This window comes from bacterium, assembly GCA_021158245.1.
GTDB lineage: Bacteria > Zhuqueibacterota > QNDG01 > QNDG01 > QNDG01 > QNDG01.
Genome location: JAGGVB010000173.1, coordinates 1 through 23,420 on the forward strand (window position 1 = coordinate 1; position 23,420 = coordinate 23,420).

The 23,420-nt window shown below is 37.8% G+C and carries 16 protein-coding genes and 1 riboswitch; of the genes, 10 read left to right on the forward strand and 6 right to left on the reverse strand.

Going from position 1 to position 23,420, the window contains the following annotated elements:
* Nucleotides 1-162 precede the first annotated feature (162 nt).
* From J7K93_09200 to J7K93_09215, 4 genes are all read right to left on the reverse strand, one after another.
* Nucleotides 163-777 (reverse strand): restriction endonuclease, encoded by a 615-nt coding sequence (locus J7K93_09200; protein ID MCD6117178.1) that lies wholly within the window; start codon nt 775-777, stop codon nt 163-165.
* A 5-nt stretch (nt 778-782) separates the two neighbouring features.
* Nucleotides 783-1,727 carry a site-specific DNA-methyltransferase gene (locus J7K93_09205; GenBank protein MCD6117179.1) on the reverse strand — a complete coding sequence of 315 codons (945 nt, stop codon included), beginning with the start codon at nt 1,725-1,727 and terminating at the stop codon, nt 783-785.
* A 234-nt stretch (nt 1,728-1,961) separates the two neighbouring features.
* Nucleotides 1,962-3,068, reverse strand: coding sequence for a S41 family peptidase (locus J7K93_09210; protein ID MCD6117180.1), 1,107 nt, complete (start codon nt 3,066-3,068; stop codon nt 1,962-1,964).
* 204 nt (nt 3,069-3,272) lie between these two features.
* Nucleotides 3,273-5,714 (reverse strand): vitamin B12-dependent ribonucleotide reductase, encoded by a 2,442-nt coding sequence (locus J7K93_09215; protein MCD6117181.1) that lies wholly within the window; start codon nt 5,712-5,714, stop codon nt 3,273-3,275.
* Nucleotides 5,715-5,904: 190 nt separating this feature from the next.
* A riboswitch (FMN riboswitch) is annotated at nt 5,905-6,034 on the forward strand.
* 61 nt (nt 6,035-6,095) lie between these two features.
* Between J7K93_09215 and ribD the strand changes: the two genes are divergently transcribed.
* From ribD to J7K93_09255, 8 genes are read left to right on the forward strand one after another with little or no spacing between them, the layout of a single operon-like run.
* Nucleotides 6,096-7,181, forward strand: coding sequence for a bifunctional diaminohydroxyphosphoribosylaminopyrimidine deaminase/5-amino-6-(5-phosphoribosylamino)uracil reductase RibD (gene ribD, locus J7K93_09220; protein MCD6117182.1), 1,086 nt, complete (start codon nt 6,096-6,098; stop codon nt 7,179-7,181).
* Nucleotides 7,181-7,825, forward strand: coding sequence for a riboflavin synthase (locus J7K93_09225; protein ID MCD6117183.1), 645 nt, complete (start codon nt 7,181-7,183; stop codon nt 7,823-7,825). Before ribD ends, J7K93_09225 begins: the two co-directional genes overlap by 1 nt.
* 43 nt (nt 7,826-7,868) lie before the next feature.
* Nucleotides 7,869-9,095: a bifunctional 3,4-dihydroxy-2-butanone-4-phosphate synthase/GTP cyclohydrolase II gene (locus J7K93_09230; GenBank protein ID MCD6117184.1), complete on the forward strand. Its 1,227-nt coding sequence runs from the start codon at nt 7,869-7,871 to the stop codon at nt 9,093-9,095.
* A 40-nt stretch (nt 9,096-9,135) separates the two neighbouring features.
* Nucleotides 9,136-9,597, forward strand: a complete 462-nt coding sequence (locus J7K93_09235; protein MCD6117185.1) for a 6,7-dimethyl-8-ribityllumazine synthase — start codon at nt 9,136-9,138, stop codon at nt 9,595-9,597.
* A complete protein-coding gene (locus J7K93_09240) occupies nt 9,597-11,765 on the forward strand; it encodes a T9SS type A sorting domain-containing protein (GenBank protein ID MCD6117186.1) in 2,169 nt (722 codons plus the stop codon). Before J7K93_09235 ends, J7K93_09240 begins: the two co-directional genes overlap by 1 nt.
* Before the next feature lie 32 nt (nt 11,766-11,797).
* Entirely contained in the window at nt 11,798-13,495 is a 1,698-nt protein-coding gene (gene recN, locus J7K93_09245; protein ID MCD6117187.1) for a DNA repair protein RecN, read from the forward strand.
* Between the two features lie 12 nt (nt 13,496-13,507).
* Entirely contained in the window at nt 13,508-14,773 is a 1,266-nt protein-coding gene (murA, locus tag J7K93_09250; protein MCD6117188.1) for a UDP-N-acetylglucosamine 1-carboxyvinyltransferase, read from the forward strand.
* Nucleotides 14,774-14,801: 28 nt separating this feature from the next.
* Nucleotides 14,802-18,236: a DNA polymerase III subunit alpha gene (locus J7K93_09255; protein ID MCD6117189.1), complete on the forward strand. Its 3,435-nt coding sequence runs from the start codon at nt 14,802-14,804 to the stop codon at nt 18,234-18,236.
* A 405-nt stretch (nt 18,237-18,641) separates the two neighbouring features.
* Here the strand turns inward: J7K93_09255 and J7K93_09260 are convergent, their stop codons facing one another.
* Together J7K93_09260 and J7K93_09265 are read right to left on the reverse strand one after the other, a co-directional pair.
* Complete coding sequence (locus J7K93_09260) at nt 18,642-20,255, reverse strand: CehA/McbA family metallohydrolase (protein MCD6117190.1); 1,614 nt, start codon at nt 20,253-20,255, stop codon at nt 18,642-18,644.
* A gap of 41 nt (nt 20,256-20,296) precedes the next feature.
* Nucleotides 20,297-21,400 carry a glycosyltransferase gene (locus J7K93_09265; GenBank protein ID MCD6117191.1) on the reverse strand — a complete coding sequence of 368 codons (1,104 nt, stop codon included), beginning with the start codon at nt 21,398-21,400 and terminating at the stop codon, nt 20,297-20,299.
* A gap of 172 nt (nt 21,401-21,572) precedes the next feature.
* On the opposite strand from J7K93_09265, the gene pdxS reads away from it, so the two are divergent.
* Together pdxS and pdxT are read left to right on the forward strand one after the other, a co-directional pair.
* The gene (gene pdxS / locus J7K93_09270) at nt 21,573-22,460 is read left to right on the forward strand and encodes a pyridoxal 5'-phosphate synthase lyase subunit PdxS (protein ID MCD6117192.1); all 888 of its coding nucleotides are present in this window, start codon (nt 21,573-21,575) and stop codon (nt 22,458-22,460) included.
* Nucleotides 22,461-23,042: a pyridoxal 5'-phosphate synthase glutaminase subunit PdxT gene (gene pdxT / locus J7K93_09275; protein MCD6117193.1), complete on the forward strand. Its 582-nt coding sequence runs from the start codon at nt 22,461-22,463 to the stop codon at nt 23,040-23,042.
* The last annotated feature ends 378 nt before the right edge of the window (nt 23,043-23,420 follow it).

The window sequence follows — 23,420 nt, forward strand, 5'->3', positions numbered from 1 at the left end:
AGCTTTAGCTGAATGTGACTCAACGTTAAGTATATGAAAAGTAATCGATTTCGAAGCACTTGTTTTCCAATTTATAACAAAGTTCAATAGGACTTAAATGCTCTATTTTACTAGTGATTCGGCAATTTTTTATATAAATTGTTGTGTGCCCGTGCTTTTCGTTTAAGGTTCAATTCCCAATATCAATAAAGGAACAGGTGGACTATTCCTTCCTTGTCTCATCACATTGTAGACTTCGCCTTCATAATATGCGACACCGCTTGACATTTGTGACTGCATTTTTTTTGTTGGTAAAATTTCTATTCCCAAATTAATGACACCACCAGAATAAAACAGCATATGTTTTACAAATAAATCGTATGCTACAAATGAGTATTTACCAAATTGGACTTCAACAGCTAATTTATCTTTAACAAAATCAGTTTGGTTGTAACTATAAATGGGTTCTTTTTCACCATTCTCAATTAAAAATTTTTTCTGGTCACTTACTGGCATTGTTACTGTTTTTTCCATTAAACCCCGATCTAATGTGATGTAATAAGAGTAACGGCCTTCTTTCCATTTCCTTTTTTGAAATTCTTTATCAAATTCTTTGTTCAAGTCAACTGGACTATAAAGTTTAGTTCCTTTCATTGTTTTTTCTTTACTGATCTTTGTCTTAAATTTTCCAGCATCTATTGAAGAAATAACATCTTTAATTTCTTTGTATAATTTTTTGTGGTGAACAATTAAATATTCTTCGCCATTTAAATGCGAATATTTTTTTGATATTTTCATAAAGTTTATCCTTTTAAATTTAATTTTAACCATTCTTTGGGTATCTGTGCAACTTTATCTTTTTTAGATGGTTTGTGTATTGCTTTATTAATAGGACGAATTTTTAAATTCCCTTCTCTTAAATTTTCAATCCTTTTTTCTGCTATTTTACAATATTCCGTTTCTTTATCTATACCAATAGCATTCCTTCCGTTTTTTATTGCGGCAATAATTGCAGAACCTACTCCAGAAAATGGATCTAATATCCAACTATTTTTATTGGTTAAAGCTAAAACGCATCTTTCTACCAATTCGATTGGGTATTGACAAGGGTGTACAGTTTTTTCAGGATGATTTGACTTAACATTCGGTATGTTCCATAATTCATTTTCCCAATCTTTTACAACGATTTCCCAAATATCCGATGGGTTTTTACCATTAGGATTGCCAGATAACTGACCCTTTTTTGGTCCTTTGAAATGTCGTTTTCCAGGATATTTAGAAGGTACTCTAACATCATCAAGGTTAAAAATATAATTATCAGTTTTTGTAAACCAAAGAATTGTTTCATATCGACCAGAAAACCTATGGGAAGCGTGAAGTCCGTGTCCGAAGTGCCAGATAATTCTATTCCTTAATTTAAGTCCAAGTTTTTTAAAAATTTGATAATAATAAATATCTAAAGGAAAAACTTCCCCTTTGCTAACATAATTGCCAACTTGCCAGCAAATGCTTCCTTTCTCTGACAATACTCTTGTTAGTTCTTTTATAATCTTTTCTTGAGTAGTAAGATAATTTTCGATAGAAGTTTTAGTTTCATACGATTTGCCTATATTATAGGGGGGCGAAGTTATTATTAAATCAAACTTTCCGCTTTCGTATGTTTTTAATACTGTTAACGAATCTCCATTTTTTATCGAATATTCAATATCTGGACTTATATAGTCGAATAATGGTTCTTTTACTTTCATTTGTTTCTTATATCCTTCGTTGTTTTGTTTCTTCTGTAATTTACTAATATTTTTTATCTATTATATTTTTACACATTGGGCACAACGGTGGCAGTAAGGGTAGTGCGGGATTTTGAAAGAGCAAACTTTCAAACTGCTAAAATATTTATTAAATGCTTTTACTCTTAATTTAATATTTTGCCCGCATTACCTTTACTGTGTGTTGTGGTGCGTAATTTGTTTATATTCATCCTTTTATATACTTTTTTTATTAGACAAAAGCTTAATTGCATATTCAAGCACTTTGTCTATTCCATTATCAATGTCTTTCTTATTATTTTTAACTAAATTATTTGGTTTAATTCCTATATCTTCCAAAAACATATCGCTACCATCACAAGTCTTTCTAACAGACATTCTATATTCCCAGCCATTCGGAAGTTTTCCAACATGTGTATCTGAAAAAATACCTGTTGTTGTATCTCCGATTAATGTAACATTCGGTAAAGTTTTCATCATTAATGCAAATAATTCTGCTGCACTTTGAGTGTTTTTATTTGTCAAAAGAGTAACTGGACGATTACTGTAATTTTCACCTGAACTGGGTTCAATAGTCCAGTTTTCAGGTTCTTGATATGAATAAATACTATCAGGGTTTCTTAATCTTGAAATAGCATATAAATGTTTTTTATCAGCAAATCGTTCTGCTAATTCTTTTACAGGAACAGAATACCCTCCAATGTTATCTCGAATATCAATAACAAATGCTTGAGCTGAACCATACTTTTCAAAGAAATCATTAATCGCTTTATGAACTTTTTCAGATTTATTGCTCATTTCTGTCATATGAAGATATGCAATTGTGTCTGAAAGCCAACCTGTTGTAAAAACTTTTCTTGTCCCAATTGGCGGTAAAAATGAATAAATTCGTAATGATTGTTCATATCCGGTTTTTAAATATTTTTTCTTAATCAGTCTTAAAGAAAAGTCATTTGTAGGAACTCTAAAATCAAAAGACAATAATTTAAAATAATTCAAAGAAGGTAAATTATATCCTGAAAAATATATCTCATTAAACCGGTAAATATAACTATGTTTATCATTCAGTTTATACAGGAGTTCTTGAAAAATTTTAAATAACTCATCGTCGGTTGTATTTTTATCGATTTTTTTTACATAATAACTATATAGTTTGTTCCAATCTATATTTTTAACTTTAAAGAGAGCATAATGTTTTTCAAATGTTTTAAAAAAATACTCAAAGTTTTCTTCTGGATTTCCTCTTTCTCTGTTTAAATAAAGACATGATCCAATGATCACAATCAAACATACAAGGACTATATATTTTAAATATTTTCTCATAATTTCACTCTCTTCTTATGCATCACAACGTCTGTATAAATACAATTGTTTTTATCCCCCCAACATGGCAGTATAAACTCAATTGTCTATATATTTTTTTTGATATACTTGGCTCTTTCCATAAAATAAAAAAGAAAATATTCAAAAGCATTATATTTTATCAAATAAAAACAGGGCTGTATCTAAAGTCAATTACTACTTTTCTCACCCGCAGTGTGAAAATCCGCAGAATCTGCACACAGAGCATCCTCCTTCAGTTTCCATAATATTCCCGCATTCAGGGCATTCCGGCCCTGTTAAGGCAGCTGTATTGTCAGATGCAGTTGCTTCCTTTAATTCGTGTATTTTTAGGGAAGCAGTCTTGAGAGCTGAGCTGTCCTCATCATTAAACTGTTCAAGAAGAATCTGAGCAATGCCGTCAGGAACTGATTTTATAAGATTCCCGTTGTTCCACACAGGCCTTGAACCGGTAATCCCGCGCAGTGTTTTACTGATTTCCTTGATGCTTACACCGTTCTGCAGAGCAATTGAAATAAGACGTCCTATAGCCTCGGCAAGAGCAGCAGTATCTCCTCCGTTTTTGCCTATGTTGGCAAAAACTTCAATCGGCTGGTCATTTTCATCAACATTTATTGTGACATACAGAGACCCCTGTCCGGTGTTAAGTTTTGTTGTAATTCCTCTTAATACACTGGGTCTGCCTTTTGTGATTATTGCGGCTGTACCGGAAGTTTTCTTTTTGTTAATCCCTCTGCTTAATACCTGCTCGGAACGGCTTCCGTCACGGTATATTGTGACACCCTTGCATTTAAGGTCATGAGCCATTTTGTAAACAGTTTCAACATCTTTTTCTGTTGCACTATTGGGGAAATTTACTGTTTTTGATACTGCGTTGTTTGTAAATTCCTGAAATGCAGCCTGCATGCGGATGTGCCATTCAGGTTCAATATCATGAGAAGTGACAAATATCTTTTTTATTGATTCAGGAATTTCATCTATTTTTTGAACTGAACCGTCATCGGCAATTTTGCGGACAAGATCTTCCGAATAAAGTTTTTCTTCTTTTAAGCGCTCAATAATCAGAGGATGAATTTCCGGAAGCTTATCATTATCCATAACATTTCGTGTAAATGATAATGCAAAAATTGGTTCTACACCGCTTGAGCAGCCGGATATAATACTGATTGTACCTGTGGGAGCAATTGTTGTACGGGTTGAGTTTCTTAAAGGCGGTTCGTTACGCTCACCGTAAATACTCTGCTGAAATGCAGGGAAAGATCCCCGCTGCAGAGCCAGTTCCTGTGATTTCCTCTTTGATGTGTCTTCAATGAAGCTCATAACTTGTTTTGCAACGTCAATTGCTTCTTCTGAATTATACGGAATGTCAAGATTCATCAGAAGGTCCGCAAACCCCATAACACCAAGCCCTATCTTGCGGGATTTTTTAGTCTGTTCTTCAATACTTTTAAGGGGGAATTTATTCATATCAATTACATTATCAAGAAAATGTGTCGCATTTCTTACAGTGTCTTCAAGTTTTTCAAAATTTATCTCTGCAATACCATCTTCCTTTTTAATCATTTTTGCGAGATTAATTGAGCCGAGGTTACATGATTCGTAAGGAAGAAGCGGCTGTTCTCCGCAGGGATTAGTTGATTCAATTGCACCTAATTTCGGAGTAGGATTGCCTCTGTTTATTTCATCAAGAAAGATTATGCCTGGTTCACCGTTTTTCCATGCTCTGGTAACGATCTCCCTGAAAACCTCTTTTGCATTGAGTTTTCCTGCATGTCTGCCGGAATGGGGATTTATGAGGTCGTAATCATCATCATTTTCAAGAGCATTCCAGAATGCATCGGTTACTGCAACTGAAATATTAAAGTTATTCAGTTTTTTGTCTTCTTCTTTTGATTTTATAAAATCTAAAATATCAGGATGGTCGACTCTGAGTATTGCCATGTTTGCACCGCGCCTGGTTCCGCCTTGTTTAACAGTTTCCGTTGCGATATCAAATACGTGCATAAATGAGATGGGGCCTGAAGCAATACCCAATGTTGATTTTACGATATCATTTTGGGGACGGACTTTTGAGAATGAAAATCCAGTTCCGCCGCCTGATTTGTGAATCATTGCAGTGTTTTTTATGGTTTCAAATATCGATTCCATGGAGTCCTCAACAGGCAGAACAAAGCATGCAGAAAGCTGGCCGAGTTCCCTGCCTGCATTCATCAGGGTAGGGGAGTTAGGCATGAATTCAAGCCGGGCCATCATGCTGTAAAATTTATTTTCTGTGGATTCCAGGTCAGATTCAGGGTCGTAAAATTTATCAGCTTTGGCAATGTAATGAGCAACGCGCCTGAAAAGTTCTTCAGGTGTCTCAATTACATTTCCATTCATGTCTTTTTTAAGATATCTTTTTTCCAGTACCTTTTGAGCATTGGCAGAGACCTCTGGTTTTACAGGAGGTGATAAATCCACAGGGTCATCCTCAATTTTGATTTTATTGTCTGGTGTCAATTTTTTATCCTGAGGCAATAAAATTGTTTCTCCTTCAATTATAATTGAATTCGATGAATTGTGGCCGTTGTCGTCGAAGTCGAACAGATTTTTATCTGTCCGGCTGTTTAAGTCAGTATCTTTAGACATAAAAGGTCTCTTTTTTTAAGAAGTTTATGGTATGATTAACGCTTATAACTTAAGAAGTGTAAATGAAAAAGTCAAGATTAAAATACTATATATTGTATTTTTTTATATTTTTTTTCAATAAATAGTACTATTTGCTTTTAAATGAACAAAATAGCTCTTGACATAAGGTTAAACAATCACTATATTTACAGGTCTTCTTCGGGGCGAGGTGGAATTCCTCACCGGTGGTTAAAGCCCACGTGCCTTCAGGGTATTCCTGTAAGGCTGAACCAGTGAAATTTTGGTGCCGACGGTAATAGTCCGGATGAAAGAGGCAGACACAAAAATTAAAATATTTTGCCTTATAAACCCCGAAAGAAAAATAATTCCGGGGTTTTTTTAATGAATGAAGAATTTTTTATGAGAAGAGCTATTGCGCTGGCAAAAAAAGGCAGAGGCAGTGTCTCTCCCAATCCCCTTGTAGGAGCTGTTATAGTAAAGAATGGTAGGGTAATTTCTGAAGATTATCACAGGCTTTACGGAGATTATCATGCTGAACGCAATGCAATATTGAAAGCTGAACCTGATGCTGTAAAAGGTTCGGTTCTCTACGTAAATCTCGAACCATGCAGCCATCTTGGTAAAACCCCTCCTTGTACTGATATAATAATTTCTTCCGGAATAAAAAAAGTAGTAATCGGACAGGTTGACCCTAATCCTCTTGTTAAAGGTAAAGGAATTAAAAAACTTCGTGATAACGGCATTGAAGTAGTGAAAGGTGTATGTGAGGATGAATCAAAGCGGTTAAATGAAGTTTTCAATAAATTTATTACAAAGCATGAACCGTTTGTAACCCTGAAGATTGCCCAGACAATTGACGGTAAAATTGCTACGCGAAACGGGCTTTCTAAGTGGATTACAGGCGATATCTCGCGCAGGAGAGTCCACCTTTTAAGGAATGAGTATGATGCTGTTTTAATTGGAGCCGGAACTGCTATATCTGATAATCCAAAACTTACAGTAAGGCATGTAAAAGGCAGAACAGGTGTGCGTATCGTACTTGATTCTGTTTTGCGTATACCTGTTGATTCTGAGATTGTTGCAACAGCAGCAGAATACAAGAGCATTATTGCTACTACTAAAAGGGCTGCGAAGGGAAGAATCGAGATGTTTAAAGAAAAAGGCTGCAGTGTATGGAAGGTGCCTCAGGATGAAGCAGGCAGGGTCAGTATCCATGCTGTTTTGAAAAGAGCTGCAAGAGAGAATATTTCTTCAATACTTGTTGAAGGAGGAGGGGAAGTTTTTACTGCATTTATACGAAACGGAATGGCAGACAGAATAGTAGTATTTGTGGCTCCGAAAATTTTTGGCAGCGGAACAGAAAGTATCGGAGATTTATCAATTTTATCACCTGACAAGGCAGTTATGTTTAAGGAATTTTCGTGGAAAAAATCCGGTGCGGATATGATGTTTGACGGGAGGTTTTGATGTTTACCGGTATTATCGAAGAGATTGGAATTGTCCGAAAAGTGATCCCCGGAACCAGGGGAATAAAAATTATAATAGAAGCAAAAAGAATTATGGAAGATTGCAAAATAGAGGATTCTATTGCTGTAAACGGGGTCTGCCTGACCGTAACAGATGTTACAAAGGTGTATTTTACTGTAAATGCTGTTTCTGAAACATTGGAGCGAAGCACTCTATCGGTAATTAAAGCGGGAGCTAGGGTAAATCTTGAAAGGGCGTTGACATTAAATAAAAGGCTTGGGGGGCATATTGTACAGGGACATGTGGATTTAACCGGCAGAATTATCAATATTAAAAGTGACGGAGAATCCAGAATTGTGGAAATATCAAATCCTGATTTATCAAAAGAAAAATATATTGTTGAAAAAGGCTCTGTAACCCTTAACGGTGTAAGCTTGACAATTGCTGGAACGGGAAGAGGAAGTTTTAAAGTTGCAGTTATTCCCTACACATGGGATAATACGGTTTTCCGTTATGCAAAACAGGGCGACAGAATAAATATTGAGTTTGATATTATTGCTAAATATGTTGAGAAAATGGTATCAATAAATCCTGAGAAGGAAAGCAGTTTAACACTGGATAAACTGCGTTCTTTGGGTTTTTAATTTCATTTAAATTATTTATACTGTAAGAGAGGTTGATTAAACTATGTCAGTACTTGATTCTATTGAAGACGCTATTGAAGATATTAAAAATGGCAAAGTAATCATTGTTGTTGACGATGAAGACCGTGAGAATGAAGGTGATTTTGTTGCAGCAGCCGAATATGCAACAGCAGACACGATAAATTTTATGGCAAAATACGGTAGAGGGCTTATCTGTATTGCAATGAGAGAAGAGAGATTAAATCAACTCGGCATTGAAGAAATGGTAAGGCATAATACTTCTCTGCTCGGAACATCTTTTACCGTGTCTGTAGATGCTGCACATGGAATAACAACAGGTATAAGCGCTCATGACAGAGCAGAAACCGTTAGAGTATTAATTGATCCCAAATCACGGCCTGATGATCTTGCAAGGCCGGGCCATATTTTTCCTCTGAAAGCTGAAAAAGGGGGAGTTTTAAGCAGGGCAGGTCACACAGAAGCAACTGTTGATTTTGCAAGACTTTCAGGCCTCTATCCTGCAGGCATGCTGTGTGAAATAATGGATGATGACGGAACAATGGCAAGGCTGCCCAGGCTGCTTGAAGTGGCAAAACAATTCGGGTTGAAAATTGTAAGTATAAGGGATTTAATTGAATACCGTAATCATAATGATAAACTTGTAAGGCTTGTTGTTACAACGAAATTTCCTACAAAATTCGGAGAGTTTACACTTCATCTTTATGAGAGCGACATTGATGAGCATCATCATCTTGCTCTTGTTAAGGGAGATATCTCAGGTGATGAACCTGTTATGGTCAGAGTGCATTCCGAATGCCTTACAGGGGATGTGTTCGGTTCTATGCGGTGTGATTGCGGAGACCAGCTTGCTATGGCTATGAAGCAGATTGACAAGGAGGGAAGAGGAGTTTTTCTATACATGCGCCAGGAAGGCAGGGGGATTGGTTTGAGCAATAAAATTAAAGCATACAGGCTGCAGGATCAGGGAAGGGATACTGTAGAGGCAAATGAAGATCTCGGTTTCCCTGCAGACCTCCGTGATTACGGTGTTGGTGCACAGATTTTAAAGGATCTTGGAGTATCCAAAATAAAGCTTCTTACAAATAATCCTAAAAAGATAATAGGATTAAAGGGTTACGGGCTGGAGGTTGTGGAGAGGATCCCAATTGAAATAGCTGCAAACCATGTGAACTGCAGGTATCTTCAGACCAAGCGTGACAAACTGGGACATTTGATATCACCTGATATGATTATTGTGAAAAATACATAAAAAAATGTATATTAAAAATCTTGTTAAGGAGGGCGGCATGATTAATACTATTCAGGGCCAACTTAAGGCAGAAGGCAAAAAATTCGGAATAGTGGTAAGCAGGTTCAATGAATTTATTACTACGCGTCTGTTAGAAGGATCTTTTGACTGTATAAACAGACACGGGGGGGAGGAGGAAAATATCACAGTTGTCTGGGTGCCGGGATCATTTGAAATACCTACTGTTGCAAAAAAAATGGCTGAATCCGGTAATTATGATGCTGTTTTATGCCTTGCTGCAGTTATAAGAGGCGGTACGCCGCATTTCCAATACGTTGCATCTGAGGTTACAAAGGGAGTAGCACAGATTGGAATGCAGACAGGTATACCGACAATTTTCGGTGTGCTTACAACCGACACAATTGATGAGGCTATTGAAAGAGCCGGAACCAAGAACGGCAACAAGGGATGGCAGGCAGCTCTTAGTGCAATTGAAATGGCAGATCTTATCGGGAGAATTTAATGAGAAAAGTGTTGTTATGGCATATTGCGCTGATTGCGGCAATTTTTTTTGAAAATGCACTGAGGGCTCAGCAGTTTGACTGGAATACTATATCAGCCAAAACAAATATAAGCTCTTCATCTGTATCTGATTATGCAGCATGGTTCGGAACTGAAGGGGGAATTGTAAGAGTGGACCCGAAGTCATCTGTGATTTCATATCTGACCAAAACAGAAGGGCTTGCATCCAGGGAAATCACTTCAATAGCTTCAGGTGCAGACGGCTCTGTATGGATTGGTTTCCAGAGCGGCCATATGCAGCATTACAGCTCTTCGTCCGGATTATGGGATACAATTGAGGATTATATCGATCATCCGATAACATATATTGATCTGTCTGGTGATTCGCTATTTGTAGGGCTTGATATAGGAGTCAGCCTGTACATTGTATCAAAAAAAGAGGTTAAGGAGACTTACAGGCACCTTGGAACAGATGTTGACAGAGATATTACTGCAAATTTTATTGTGCATAACAAAAGTTATATTATTGCGGCAACAGACCAGAGCATAAGTATTGCAAAAATAAATTCTGCAAATCTTCTTGACCCGTCTGCATGGCAGAATATTTCAAAAACAGAAGGGCCGGGAGGGCTTAATGTAAACAGCATGGTGCTGTCTGAAAGCGGAGAATTGTTTGCAGGCTCAAATTCCGGTGGTTACTCATGGAAAGATAATGTATGGCAGAAAATTTATTCGGGACAGGTGTTAAGTCTTTTAATGTTTAATAATAAACTTTATCTTACTGATAAAAATGGAATGTTAAGAAGAGATGGCGCAAATTGGACACCAGTAACGGGCAGCCCTGCAAATCTTGAATTTCTTTCAGCAGGTTCTGATAAAATATGGGGAGCAGCAGATGCGTCAATATGGAGCTATACTCCTGATTCGGGACTCTGGAATTCTTATAAAATTGATTCAATAACAAACAATCTTATAACTTCCGCATTTCTTGATGATATGGGAAGAGAATGGGTCTGTTCGAGAGGCGGCGGGTTTTTTTTAAAAAGAAGTTCCGGATGGACCATTTTCGATCGTTCTTCTGAACAGGAAATGTGGTCAAATGAGATTATGTGTATAGCGGAAGATTCAAATAAAAATATCTGGACAGGTTCGTGGGGGGGAGGAGTTTATTCTGTTGACACAACAGATGTTATAACGAGGTATCATCCGAAAAACGGATATTTGGCAGGTGTATCTGAAGATCACAACTATTGTGTTGTCAGAGACATGGTAAAAGACAACTATGATAATCTTTGGATGCTGAACTATCGTGCGGTAAACGGCCTTCCTCTTGTATGTGTGCATAATAATAACTGGATATATTTCGGGGGAAGTGACGGAATAAACAGTATAAAATTGATTTCAATTTCCGTTGATGCAGCAGGAAGAAAATGGATCGGTTCGGAAGATAAAGGGATCTATGTTTTTGACGATTTCGGAACACCGGAACAGCGTACAGATGATATTGTTACGCATATTTCAAGTTCTGACGGCCTTGGATCGAACACTATTACCGGGATTGCAGGAGACAGAGACGGTATTATGTGGGTTGGGACTCCCAACGGATTGTATACCATATATGAAAATTCAATTAGCCGTCATTACGGCCTTGTTTCAGATAATATTAAGGATGTTGCTGTAGACGGTGCAAATAATATCTGGGTCGGAACTGATGAAGGACTGAATTTTTTCTCTCAGTCGGAATACAAATGGTATCTTTTTACAGAAGAGAATAGTTATCTTGTAAGCAATGATATTTCATCACTTTTTTTTCATAAAATGAGTGGGAAGCTTTACGTATCGACAAGCCATGGGATAAGTGTAATTTCCACACCTTTTTCAGAACCTTTGAAAAAATTAACATCAGTAAAGATTTATCCAAATCCTTTCATACCGGAAAAATATGGAAAAGTACTTATTGATAATCTGGCATTGAATAGTGTTGTTGCAATTTATACATCAAGTGGTTATCTTATAAGGTATTTTTCGAAAAATCAAATTCTGGGCAGACAAATATTCTGGGATGGTAATGATGACAGGGGGAATAAAGCTGCAAGCGGTATCTACATTGTAGTAGTTGAAAATGGCAGCAGGGAAAGAACGACAGGCAAGATTGCCCTTGTAAGATAAATTCCTTTTTTATAAATGAGTCTATTTAAAAAATGTTAAAAAAATTATACATCAGGAATTATGCATTAATTAATGAGCTGGAAACGGATTTTCATGCCGGCCTTAATATTATTACAGGTGAAACGGGTGCCGGGAAATCGATTATAATAGGAGCAATGGGCCTGCTGCTCGGAGACAGGGCGCAGAAAGATTCAGTAAGGCAGGGTGCGGAAAAAGCAGTTGTGGAAGGTGTTTTTTATGTCCCGAAAGCAGCAGCAGCAGAAGCAGTGAAGAATTTAATTGAATTAGACAGAGATGAATTAATTATCAGGCGGGAGGTTTTTTCAAACGGGAGAAGCAGGGCTTTTGTTAATGACTCGCCTGTTACAGGTGCAGTACTTTCCCAAATAGGTAATTCCCTTGCAGACCTGCACGGCCAGCATGCTCATCAGGCTCTGCTTAATGCAGATACGCACATAAGATACCTTGACAGCTTCGGTATGGATAAAGATCTGCTTGATAAATTGAATGATTCATTTTCAAGATTTACTGCTTTGAACAGAAAGCTCGAAAAGCTTGTTTCCCTACAGAAAACAGCAAAGGAGAAACAGGAGCTTTTGCAGTTTCAGGTGAAGCAAATTTCAGATGCAGATCCCAAACCTGGAGAAGAAGAAGAACTGGAAAAAGAAGATAAAATTCTTTCCAATGCAGAAAAGATATTCCAGACTGCAGCAGAGCTTCAAAAGATGCTGTACGAAGGAGAAAATTCCGTATCTGAAAACCTTTCACAGGCTGTTTCTCTTTTTACAACGCTTGTAAGGATTGACCCCGGCCTTGAAAAATGGCAGAGCGAATGTGATTCCGCGAGGATTGCAGTAGAAGAGATAAGTATCGGGTTGAGTGAGTATGTATCCTCTGTCGAATTTGATCCTGAAAAACTTCAGGAGATAAGAGACAGGCTGGGGCTGTTCTCAATGTTGAAAAAGAAATACGGAACAACAATCGAAGAAGTTTTAAATTTTTTCAATACAGCCAAAGATGAGCTTGACTCAATTGAAAATGTCGAAGAACAGATAAACTCTGTAAAGCTTGATCTTTCAAAAGAGATTAGCCTGCTTACTGATTTCTGCATAAGTGTTTCTGAAATGCGTATGGAACTGGCAAAGAAACTGGAGCTGAGAATAGAAGAATCTCTCAGAGAACTGGGGCTTGGCAAAGCAGTTTTTAATGTCAAATTGATCAGGAACAGTTCGGATTCAGGCCCTGTAGTTATTGATAATGTTCGATATAATGTTACCTCTGATGGAATTGATAAGGCGGAATTTTTCATATCTCTTAACAGCGGGGAATCCATACGCCCTCTTGCAAAAGTAGCATCCGGCGGTGAAATATCGCGGATAATGCTCTCCCTTAAAAAAGTATTTGCAGAGACAGATCAGATTCCTGTTTTGATCTTTGATGAAATTGACAGCGGTATTTCAGGCAGAATTGCGCGTATTGTCGGGAAAAAACTTAAAGAAGTATCACTTAATCACCAGGTAATATGTATTACGCATCTGCCGCAGATTGCGTCTCTCGGAGATGCGCATTACAGCGTTTCTAAAAATGTTGACAACGGGCGCACACTTACAAATATCCGAATTCTTTCAGACAATGAGAGAGTAGCGGAGATTGCAAAACTGCTTGGAGGAGAATCCGTAACTGAATCTGCCCTGCAGAGTGCAAGAGAACTGATTTTTGAAGAAAGGTAATAGATGCTTTATATGGATAAACTGGTTGTAGTCGGCGGGAAAAAACTTGAGGGCAGTGTCAGAATAAGCGGAGCAAAAAATGCAGTGCTTCCAATAATGGCAGCAACTCTGCTTTGCGATGGAAAGTATGAAATTAGTAATGTCCCGCAGCTTAAAGATGTAAAAACAATGGCAAAATTGCTTGCAAGTATAGGAATAGAAATCAAATTTGAAAATGACAATGTTGATATTTTTTCACAAACGTGTTCAAGCCTGGAAGCTCCTTACGATTTGGTAAAAACAATGAGGGCCTCAATTTACGTGCTTGGGCCGCTTGTTGCGAGATTCGGTTATGCAAAAGTTTCTCTTCCCGGAGGATGTGCATGGGGCCCGCGGCCGGTTAACCTGCACATTGAGGGATTAAGACGCCTCGGTGCAGAAATAGAGATTGATAGCGGATATATTGTAGCAAAAGCTGAAAAATTAAAGGGCACGCATATCTCTCTTGATCTTCCGAGTGTGGGTGCAACAGGCAATTTACTAATGGCTGCCTCTCTCGCAGAGGGAACAACAATTATTGAAAATGCTGCCAAGGAGCCGGAGATTATTGCTCTTGCCAAATTTTTAAAATCTATGGGTGCAGATATAAAAGGTGATGGTACCGAGAGAATAGAAATTAAAGGAGTAGAAAAACTATCGCCTGCAGATTGTGAAATTATTCCGGACAGGATAGAAGCTGCAACTTTTATGGTCGCAGCGCATATTACCGGAGGTGATGTAATAATAGAAAACATGTTACCTGAGCAGGTATCGGCAGTTACAGACAAGCTGATTGACAGCGGCGCTGAAATTGAGATAAACGGCAGATCTATGCATGTAAGTTCTGACGGAAGAGTGTCGCCTGTTGATGTAACAACCGCTGTTTACCCTGGATTTCCCACAGATATGCAGGCTCAATGGATGGCTCTGATGAGTATAGCTTCCGGTTCATCAATAATCACAGATACTATTTTTCATGACAGATTTACTCATGTAGCAGAACTAAAACGTCTTGGCGCTGACATTACTCTTGATAATAATGTTGCAGTTGTTAAGGGATCAGAATATCTCTCAGGTGCTCCTGTTATGTCAACAGATCTGCGTGCAAGTGCATCACTTATTTTGGCCGGCCTTGTAGCAAGAGGCAGAACAGATGTTTCACGTGTCTATCATATAGACCGCGGATACGAAAAAATAGAAGAGAAGCTTAAAAGCCTTGGAGCTGAAATATGGAGAGACAGAGAAGCTCTTATTACATGAAATTATAAAGTCTTAGACGGGAATAAAAATGTCCTCTTTTGTACATCTGCATAATCACACACATTATAGCCTGCTTGACGGTGCATGCCGTATTATTGATATGGTTGAGACTGCCAAAAAGTATAACATGGAAGCTATTGCAATTACAGACCATGGGAATATGTTCGGGGCAATACCATTTTATAAAAAAGTAAAGGCTGCAGGAATAAAACCTATCATAGGAATAGAAACTTATGTTGCCCCTGATGTTGATTCTTCGGGAAATAAAGATAATAGAAAGAAAGGGGAATCCAGGGCTTTCCATCTAATACTTCTTGCAAAAGATATTAAAGGATACGTGAATCTTATGAAATTGAGCTCTTATGCATACATTAAGGGCTTTTATTATAAACCGCGTATTAACAAGGAGATTCTTAAAGAACACTCAGAGGGGCTTGTATGTATGAGCAGCTGCATACAGGGGGAAGTACCGTATAAAATAATCAGAGGCGATTACGAAGGAGCACGGAAAGCTGCTGTTTTCTTCAGGGATCTTTTTAAGGATGATTATTATCTTGAATTTCAGGATCACGGTATTAAAGAGGAAGAAATCGCACGCAGGGGGCTGATTGAACTTTCAAAAGAGCTGAGCATTCCCGTTGTAGCTACAAACGATATCCATTACCTGAAAAAGGAGCATGCAAAAGCTCAGGATATACTTTTATGTATACAGACAGGCAAGGATTTTGATGATCCTAAGCGTATGAGGTTTACATCTGATCAGAATTATTTTAAATCTCCAAAAGAGATGGAAGCACTCTTTAAGGATATACCTGAAGCAATATCCGCAACATTGGAGATTGCAGCAAAGTGCAACCTTACTCTTGATCTTGATACAAATTATCTGCCTAATTTTACAGTACCGGAATCAGGAGGAGAAGTATCCCTTGATGATTATTTTGAGAAAAAGTGCCGTGAAGGGTTAACAAAACGGTATAAGACTGTCACACCCGAACTTGAGGAGAGATTCAATTACGAACTTTCAATAATTAAAAAGATGGGTTATACCGGATATTTTCTGATTGTGATGGATTTTATCGAGTATGCCAGGAGCCAGAAAATACCTGTGGGGCCGGGAAGAGGCTCTGCTGCAGGGAGTGTTATTGCTTATGTTCTTGGTATTACAAATATTGACCCGATTAGGTATGATTTGATTTTTGAGAGATTTCTCAATCCCGAAAGAATTTCAATGCCTGATATTGATATTGATTTTTGTTATGAGAGGCGGGAAGAAATAATCAAATATGTCAGGCAGAAATACGGCGAAAATAATGTAACACAGATTATCACTTTCGGAAGAATGAATGCCAGAGCTGTAATTCGGGATGTGGGAAGAGTCCTTAAAATTTCCTACGGAGAAGTAGACAGAATTGCTAAAATGATTCCTGTACAGCCAGGAACAACACTTAAAGAAACTTTCAGAAAAGTCAAAGAATTTCGTGAAGCATGCGAAAAGGATGAAATCCACAGGCGGCTTTATGAATATTCTCTTGTGCTGGAAGGCCTTGCAAGACATGCTTCAACTCATGCTGCAGGCGTTGTAATTACTCCAGGTGAATTAACTGATTACGTCCCTCTTTACAAATCTGCTCACGGGGATGTAACAACCCAGTACGAGATGAAATCTCTTGATGAAGTTGGTGTGCTTAAAATGGATTTTCTGGGCCTTCGGACGCTTACTGTTATAGATCAGACTGTAAGAGCATTAAGGGACAGAGGAATTGATATTGATATAGACACTATACCCCTTGATGATGAAGAAACTTTTAAAATTTTTGCAAACGGAGAAACAATAGGTATTTTCCAGTTTGAAAGTACCGGCATGAGAGAGTATCTCCGTAAACTGCAGCCCACTGTGATTGAAGATATAATTGCAATGAATGCTCTTTACCGCCCGGGCCCGATGAACTGGATTGAAGATTTTATTGATTACAAACACGGAAAGAAAAAAGTCGAGTACCTGCACCCTGTTGCAGAACCTGTACTTAAAGAAACTTTCGGAGTCATTATTTATCAGGAACAAGTGATTAAAATAGCTAATGTTCTTGCAGGTTTCAGCCTTGGCGAAGGCGATGTATTAAGAAAAGCTATGGGTAAAAAAGACACTGTATTGATGGATAAAAAGAAGGCGGATTTTATAAAAGGCGCCAGGGAACTTCACAATATACCGGAGAAAAGATCAGAAGAAATATTTGCACTTATTTACAAATTTGCCGAATACGGCTTTAATAAATCCCATGCAACATGTTATTCAGTTGTAGCATATCAAACTGCATATCTTAAAGCGCATTATCCAAAAGAGTTTATGGCAGCAAACCTTACAAGCGAAATGGGAAACTCAAGCCGTGTTGTAACTTTGATAAATGAATGCAGCAGGCTTGGAATAAAAGTACTGCCACCGGATGTAAATGAGAGCTATTATTATTTTTCGGTTACTGATGATGGAATCAGATTCGGCCTTGGAGCAATAAAGAATGTCGGTAAGGGCGCAATAGAATCAATAATTGAAGAACGTGAAAAAAGCGGAAAATTTAAAACACTGTATCAATTCTGTCAAAATATAAATTTACGGCTTAATAATAAAAAAGTAATTGAAAGCCTTGTACAATCCGGTGCAATGGATTCTCTGGAGGGTACAAGAGCGCAGAAAGCAATTTTTCTGCCGAGGGCATTAAGTATGGCTCAGAACCGCAAACAGGATCTGATAAAAGGCCAAACCTCGATTTTTGGAGAAAGTGAGGATAATCTTAAGCTGGAACCTGATCTCCCGGAAGTTGAGCCCTGGCCGCAGGAAGAGATGCTGCGCAAAGAAAAGGCACTCCTTGGAATATATGTATCAGGACATCCGCTTTTAAAGTTTAAAGATGATGTTAATGCAATTGCACGTCCTGAGATTGAACATATAGACAGAAAAAAATCAGGAGCCGTTGTAAGAATCTGCGGTATTATAACAGAATTGAAAACAAACCTCGACAGAAAAAACCGTAAAACAGCATTTTTTACACTTGAAGATTTTACCGGTACTGTAAGAGTAATAGCATTCTCAAGCATTTATGAAGAGTATGAAGAACTGATAAGAATTGATGAGATGGTTGTTGTCAAGGGTAAGGTGGACAGAAGAGACGAAGATTCGGAACCGAATATAATCTGTTCTGAAGTTATGCCTCTTGAAAATGCAAGATTGAAGTTTATTAAAAAATTGTGTGTAAACATTAATACGGATTTAATTAATGAAAACGATGTTTATGCAATGAAAGATCTTGTAAAAAAATATCCGGGCAATTGCACTTTGCTTTTAAATGTAAAAAATAATGGTTCTGATATACTTCTGCAGTCAAAAGATTTCAGTATTAATCCTGTACCGCAGCTCCTTTCCAATCTCCGATCTATAGTCGGGGATGACAATGTATGGTTTGAGGGATGATTATATTTGCTATTCACGAATTAATCCACGAATTCTCACGAATTAAAAAAAATGATTGGAGATTTTCAGATGCCGGCAAGAATCTTCAATTCTGTCTTTCCCGCGAAAGCGGGAAACCAGGGAGGTGTGGAGGAATTATATACATTTGTGATTAACCCTTCCGCCCCTGGATTCCCAATAAAAGATTTTGGGAATGACACCCCCTATGGTACCGTCATATGCGGAGATTTTCAGATGCCGGCAAAACAACTCTGCCATATACCTTTATACCATATACCGTCTTTTGTCTTATCCCTTATCCCTTATCCTTTTTCCTTGTTTTTCCTTTGCGTGCGTTGCGGGCGCTGCGAGAGAACACCAGGGCGGAAATTTCCCTACAACGGGCGTTCGTTTTTCAATATTTTTTTAAGGCAAGGCGTCAATATAAACAGGGTTAGTCATGCAGAAGAATTCCTTCTCGTTTAATACAGTTATTAATTTTCCCCTGATATATCCTTTGGAAATATTTGACGATACTCTGATGTATTCATTAAAGTTATATTTATTTTCAAATGATGTAATTTCATAAACTATAGATTCTTCCTTATTGACAATATCTCCGGCGTAGATTATGCATTTCTTAAGAGTCCCGAACTCAGGAGACGATTGACAATGAATGCTGACAGCAGCCAAATCATTTTTCAGAATCTCCCCGGGCCCCGCGTTTGTATTGTAATTACCTTCGGTATGTATGTTCATGAAAGGGCCGGAACTAATAACCGTGTTTCCATTCCTGATTGAATCAAGAAGAGATTTGTAATTCATGATTTTTTTTGACAGTAGAACTCCTGTTCTCATCTGTCCGAAAATGTGTTTATCGTATTCTTCTTTGACAGATAGAAAAGCAGTGCCGACATGTATAAATCTGTTAAAAAAGCCGTGAGAATCGCTTCCTGCTGCGATTGAAATTTTTCTCCCGCTTAGTAAAAGAGATATCCATTTTTGTATTCCTTTCTTAAAAGCATCGTTATTTTGTCCGTTAAGAATTTGTATCCCGGTGAGCTTTTTATGAAAATAATCAGGCGATGTCCAGGAATCTCTGTTAAGTAATAATTTTTGTAAAAGCGGGATTTTTACTTCAGGATGCGCTGCAAATGCAATTGATTGTTTTTCAATTCTATCCAATACATTTTTTACAGAAATGTCTGGTTTGTTTGACAGTAATTTTTCGGCACTGTCACCTGATCCTGGAATAAATTTTCTGTTATTAATAACCAGGAGGTGAATATTTCTTCCTTTGGAGTTACCGCATGAAACCTCTTCTCCGGGGAGAATTATAAAAGGCTGCTGTTTATTTAAATCAGAAACGTCTTTTTTAAAGGTTGTCCATTTTGTTAATTTCGGATCTTTTTTAAGATAGTCAGATTGCATATTGTCAAGGTCGTAGGAATGGTCTGTAACTGCAGCCCATTGAAGGCCTGCAGCTTTTCCCATTTCCACAATAGCATTAATGGGAGAGCCGAATTCAACCTGATCCGAAGTATATGAAGAATGGGTGTGAATATCGCCGAAAACTGCAGTATACGAACCTGGAAGATGACTGCTGGAGATGTAAACTTCAAGAGGCCGGTTAATACCTGTGTTGTATGTGCTGTTGAAAAATGTATAAGTTCTTTTTTTTCGCTTCAGATTTATAGTAAAATTAATTCGAATTTTGCCGTGAATATTCTTATCCGGCTCATAAAAAACAATTTTATGCCACATAGGTTTATTGAGATTTTCTGCTATGTCTGTTATTTCTACGGTTTTTTTCTTTGCTCCGGATTCTATCTCTGCTTTGACAGGCATAAGAGTGCACGGATATTTATCTGAATCTTTCACAAGAATCAGTATAGGTAATTTCCTGTTTAATTCAAGCCTGGAAGGAACGTCAATGATAACCTCAGGCAGGTTTTTTGAGATGAGACTGAATCCAAAAAATTTATAGTGAATCTCTGCATACAGAGAAATAAATGGTAAAATGTGTGTAATGTCTTGCATGAAACTCCTTAAATGCTGTTATTTGTTACGGTCATGATTCGCTATTCTTTAATTTTATCTCCCTTCCAAAAAACGCTGGTATTAAAAATGGATAGCAGCAGAATAGTCAAAGTGTAAACTGCAAAAAAAAGTTTATAAAGTACAATATCCATTAAAAGGTATAGCTTCTTTAATATTGAAAGAGGTTTAAATAATATAACTGCATCTGATAAAGTTATTAATAAGAATCCTGATATGCCGTACAATAATTCACCGCTGAATGTTAAAATAAGGCTCGCCCATAATGCAATTATTGAGAAAAACAGAAGCCCGATAGAGAGAATATCTCTCTTCTTTGTACCTATAGCCCATCTCTTTCTCTGAGATATGAAATCGTTTATTCTGCTTACAGGACGGGTAAAGACTCCGGAGTTAAGAGAAAGAGAGAAAACAACTTTTGCATCCTTCTCTTTTACAGCTTTGCGCATAAAGGCATAGTCTTCTGTAGGATGGTATCCGAATCCTCCGATTTCCATGAAAAGTTTTCTATATACTGCAAAGTTATTTCCGAATATTGAAAGAGGACGGCCTGTGTTTGCCGCTGCCATTCCCATTGAACAGAATAAAATCCAATCGAGTGATTGAAGACGGCTGAACAAAGATGAGAATCGGTTGTTTTTGTATTTATCAAGAAACAGAAACCCTGATACAATTGTATTGTTATCAGGCATCTTTTCTAACATTTCCCTGATCCAGTTTCGCGGAACTTCACAATCTGCATCAGTAAAAAAAAGAATTTTACCTGAAGATATATCAGCTCCCGAATTCAGTGCATTACTTTTTCCGGACAAATTGCTGTTGTTTTCATTCAAATGCAGGATTTTTACATTTCTGAATTCAAAAGAAAATTTTTTCATGATTTGGCCGGTATTGTCAGATGACCTGTCATTAACAAGAACGATTTCCAGAAGATTTTCAGGATAGTCCAGATTGTCAAGGGAATCAAGGCAATAAGTAATTACATTCTCCTCATTACGTGCTGCAACAATGACTGATACAGATGGCAGATTTCTTACAGCACAAGATTCTTTCTTGTGAATTGCCAATGAAATGGCAATAGAAAAAATAAAATAAAGAAAAATGATAGTAATATAAATAAACGGCACCAGAATTCTCCACAAAGAATGGGTTTGTTTTACTTTTGAAGAAATAATAAGGCTGAAAACTTACAAAAGCAAGAAAAATTTTAATTGACCATACAAGTAAATTTTTGTACATTATACGACCGGAGTATATTACAGTAAATTCTAATTTAAATATAGATTTTGGAGGTAGCATATGTTTAAGATATCAAAAGAATATCGGCTGAAGATCGGCCTTGCAGAAATGCTTAAAGGCGGCGTAATTATGGATGTCACAACTGCTGAACAGGCAAAAATTGCTGAAGATGCAGGAGCTGTTGCAGTTATGGCACTTGAAAGAATTCCTGCTGATATAAGAGCTCAGGGCGGAGTGGCCCGTATGTCCAATCCTGCAATGATCAAGGATACTATGAAATCTGTTTCTGTTCCTGTAATGGCTAAGTGTCGTATCGGCCATTTTGCAGAGGCACAGATTCTTCAATCTCTTGGTGTTGATTTTATTGATGAAAGTGAAGTCTTAACACCTGCTGATGATAAGTACCACGTTGACAAATGGGGATACAAGGTTCCCTTTGTATGCGGATGCAGAGAACTCGGCGAGGCTTTGCGCAGAATTTCAGAAGGCGCTGCACTGATTCGTACAAAAGGTGAAGCAGGCAGCGGAAACATTGTTGAAGCTGTACGCCATATGAGAATGGTTCAGTCAGGAATCAGAGAAGTTACAACTCTTCGTAACGAGGAACTTGTAACTAAAGCAAAGGAGATGGGTGTTTCTGTTGAGCTTTTGGAGTATGTAAAGAAGAATGGCAGGCTACCTGTGCCGAACTTTGCAGCTGGGGGAATTGCAACCCCTGCTGATGCGTCTTTAATGATGCAGCTTGGCGCTGAAACAGTATTCGTAGGATCCGGAATATTTAAATCGGAAGACCCTGCTGCAAGAGCAAAAGCAATAGTACTTGCTACCACACACTTTGATGATCCTGATGTTGTTGCAAAGGCTTCAGAAGGGCTTAAAGAAGCAATGCCGGGACTTGAAATCTCAAAGATTCCTGCTGAAGAGAGGCTTCAGGAGAGAGGCTGGTAAATGGCGAAAATTATTGGCGTTCTTGGTGTTCAGGGAGATTTTGCCCTGCATCATAAAATGCTGAAGCGCCTTGGCGTTCCGACTGTTATTGTTCGGACTTCTGATGATCTGCAGCAGTGTGACGGGCTTGTACTGCCCGGAGGCGAATCCACAACTTTTCTGAAACTGCTGAACAGTAACGGCTTGTTTGATATTGTAAAGGATTTTGCAGGCAGCAAACCTGTTATGGGAACGTGTGCAGGATTAATTGTCCTCGCTAAAAATGTCATAAATGATGATTTTAAAACTCTCTCTGTTCTTGATGTCTCAGTTGAGCGCAATGGTTACGGGCGTCAAATTGATTCTTTTATTGATGATGTACTTATACCTGTCTTCAGGGAAAAGAATATGTTCAGCGGAGTGTTTATTCGTGCTCCGCGTATCGTCTCTATTGGAAAAGGTGTTGAACCTATCGGCTTTTACGGCCAGGAACCTGTTATGGTGAAAAGTGATAATATTCTTGCCCTGACATTCCATCCTGAGTTAACGGAAGATACACGAATCCATGAGTATTTCCTTCAGGAATTTGTTGGAAAAATGTAATTAAGAACAAAAAGCCCCTGACTGAATGAAAGCAGGGGCTTTTTTGTTTGAATTAAAATCTTCATTTTATTTTTGACGAAAAATTTATACTTTTTGATTGTACTTTAATTTTATCTTGTTTGTGTAAATTCTTTTCTGTAAAATTGGTTCAAGGATTTTCTTATATTAAAAGTGGTAACAAAATTAAATAAGGAGAAAACCCATGAACCAGAAACAAGATAAGTTATTTGGATCAATAATGGAAGCACTAATTTCAGAGTGGCCGGAAATTTTTAGAGAGGTATTAGAAAGGTTGTTTAACGAGGCGATGACAATAGAGCGGAGTGAGTTTTTGGGAGCAGCGCCTTATGAGCGTACAAGTGAACGACTGGGTCATTC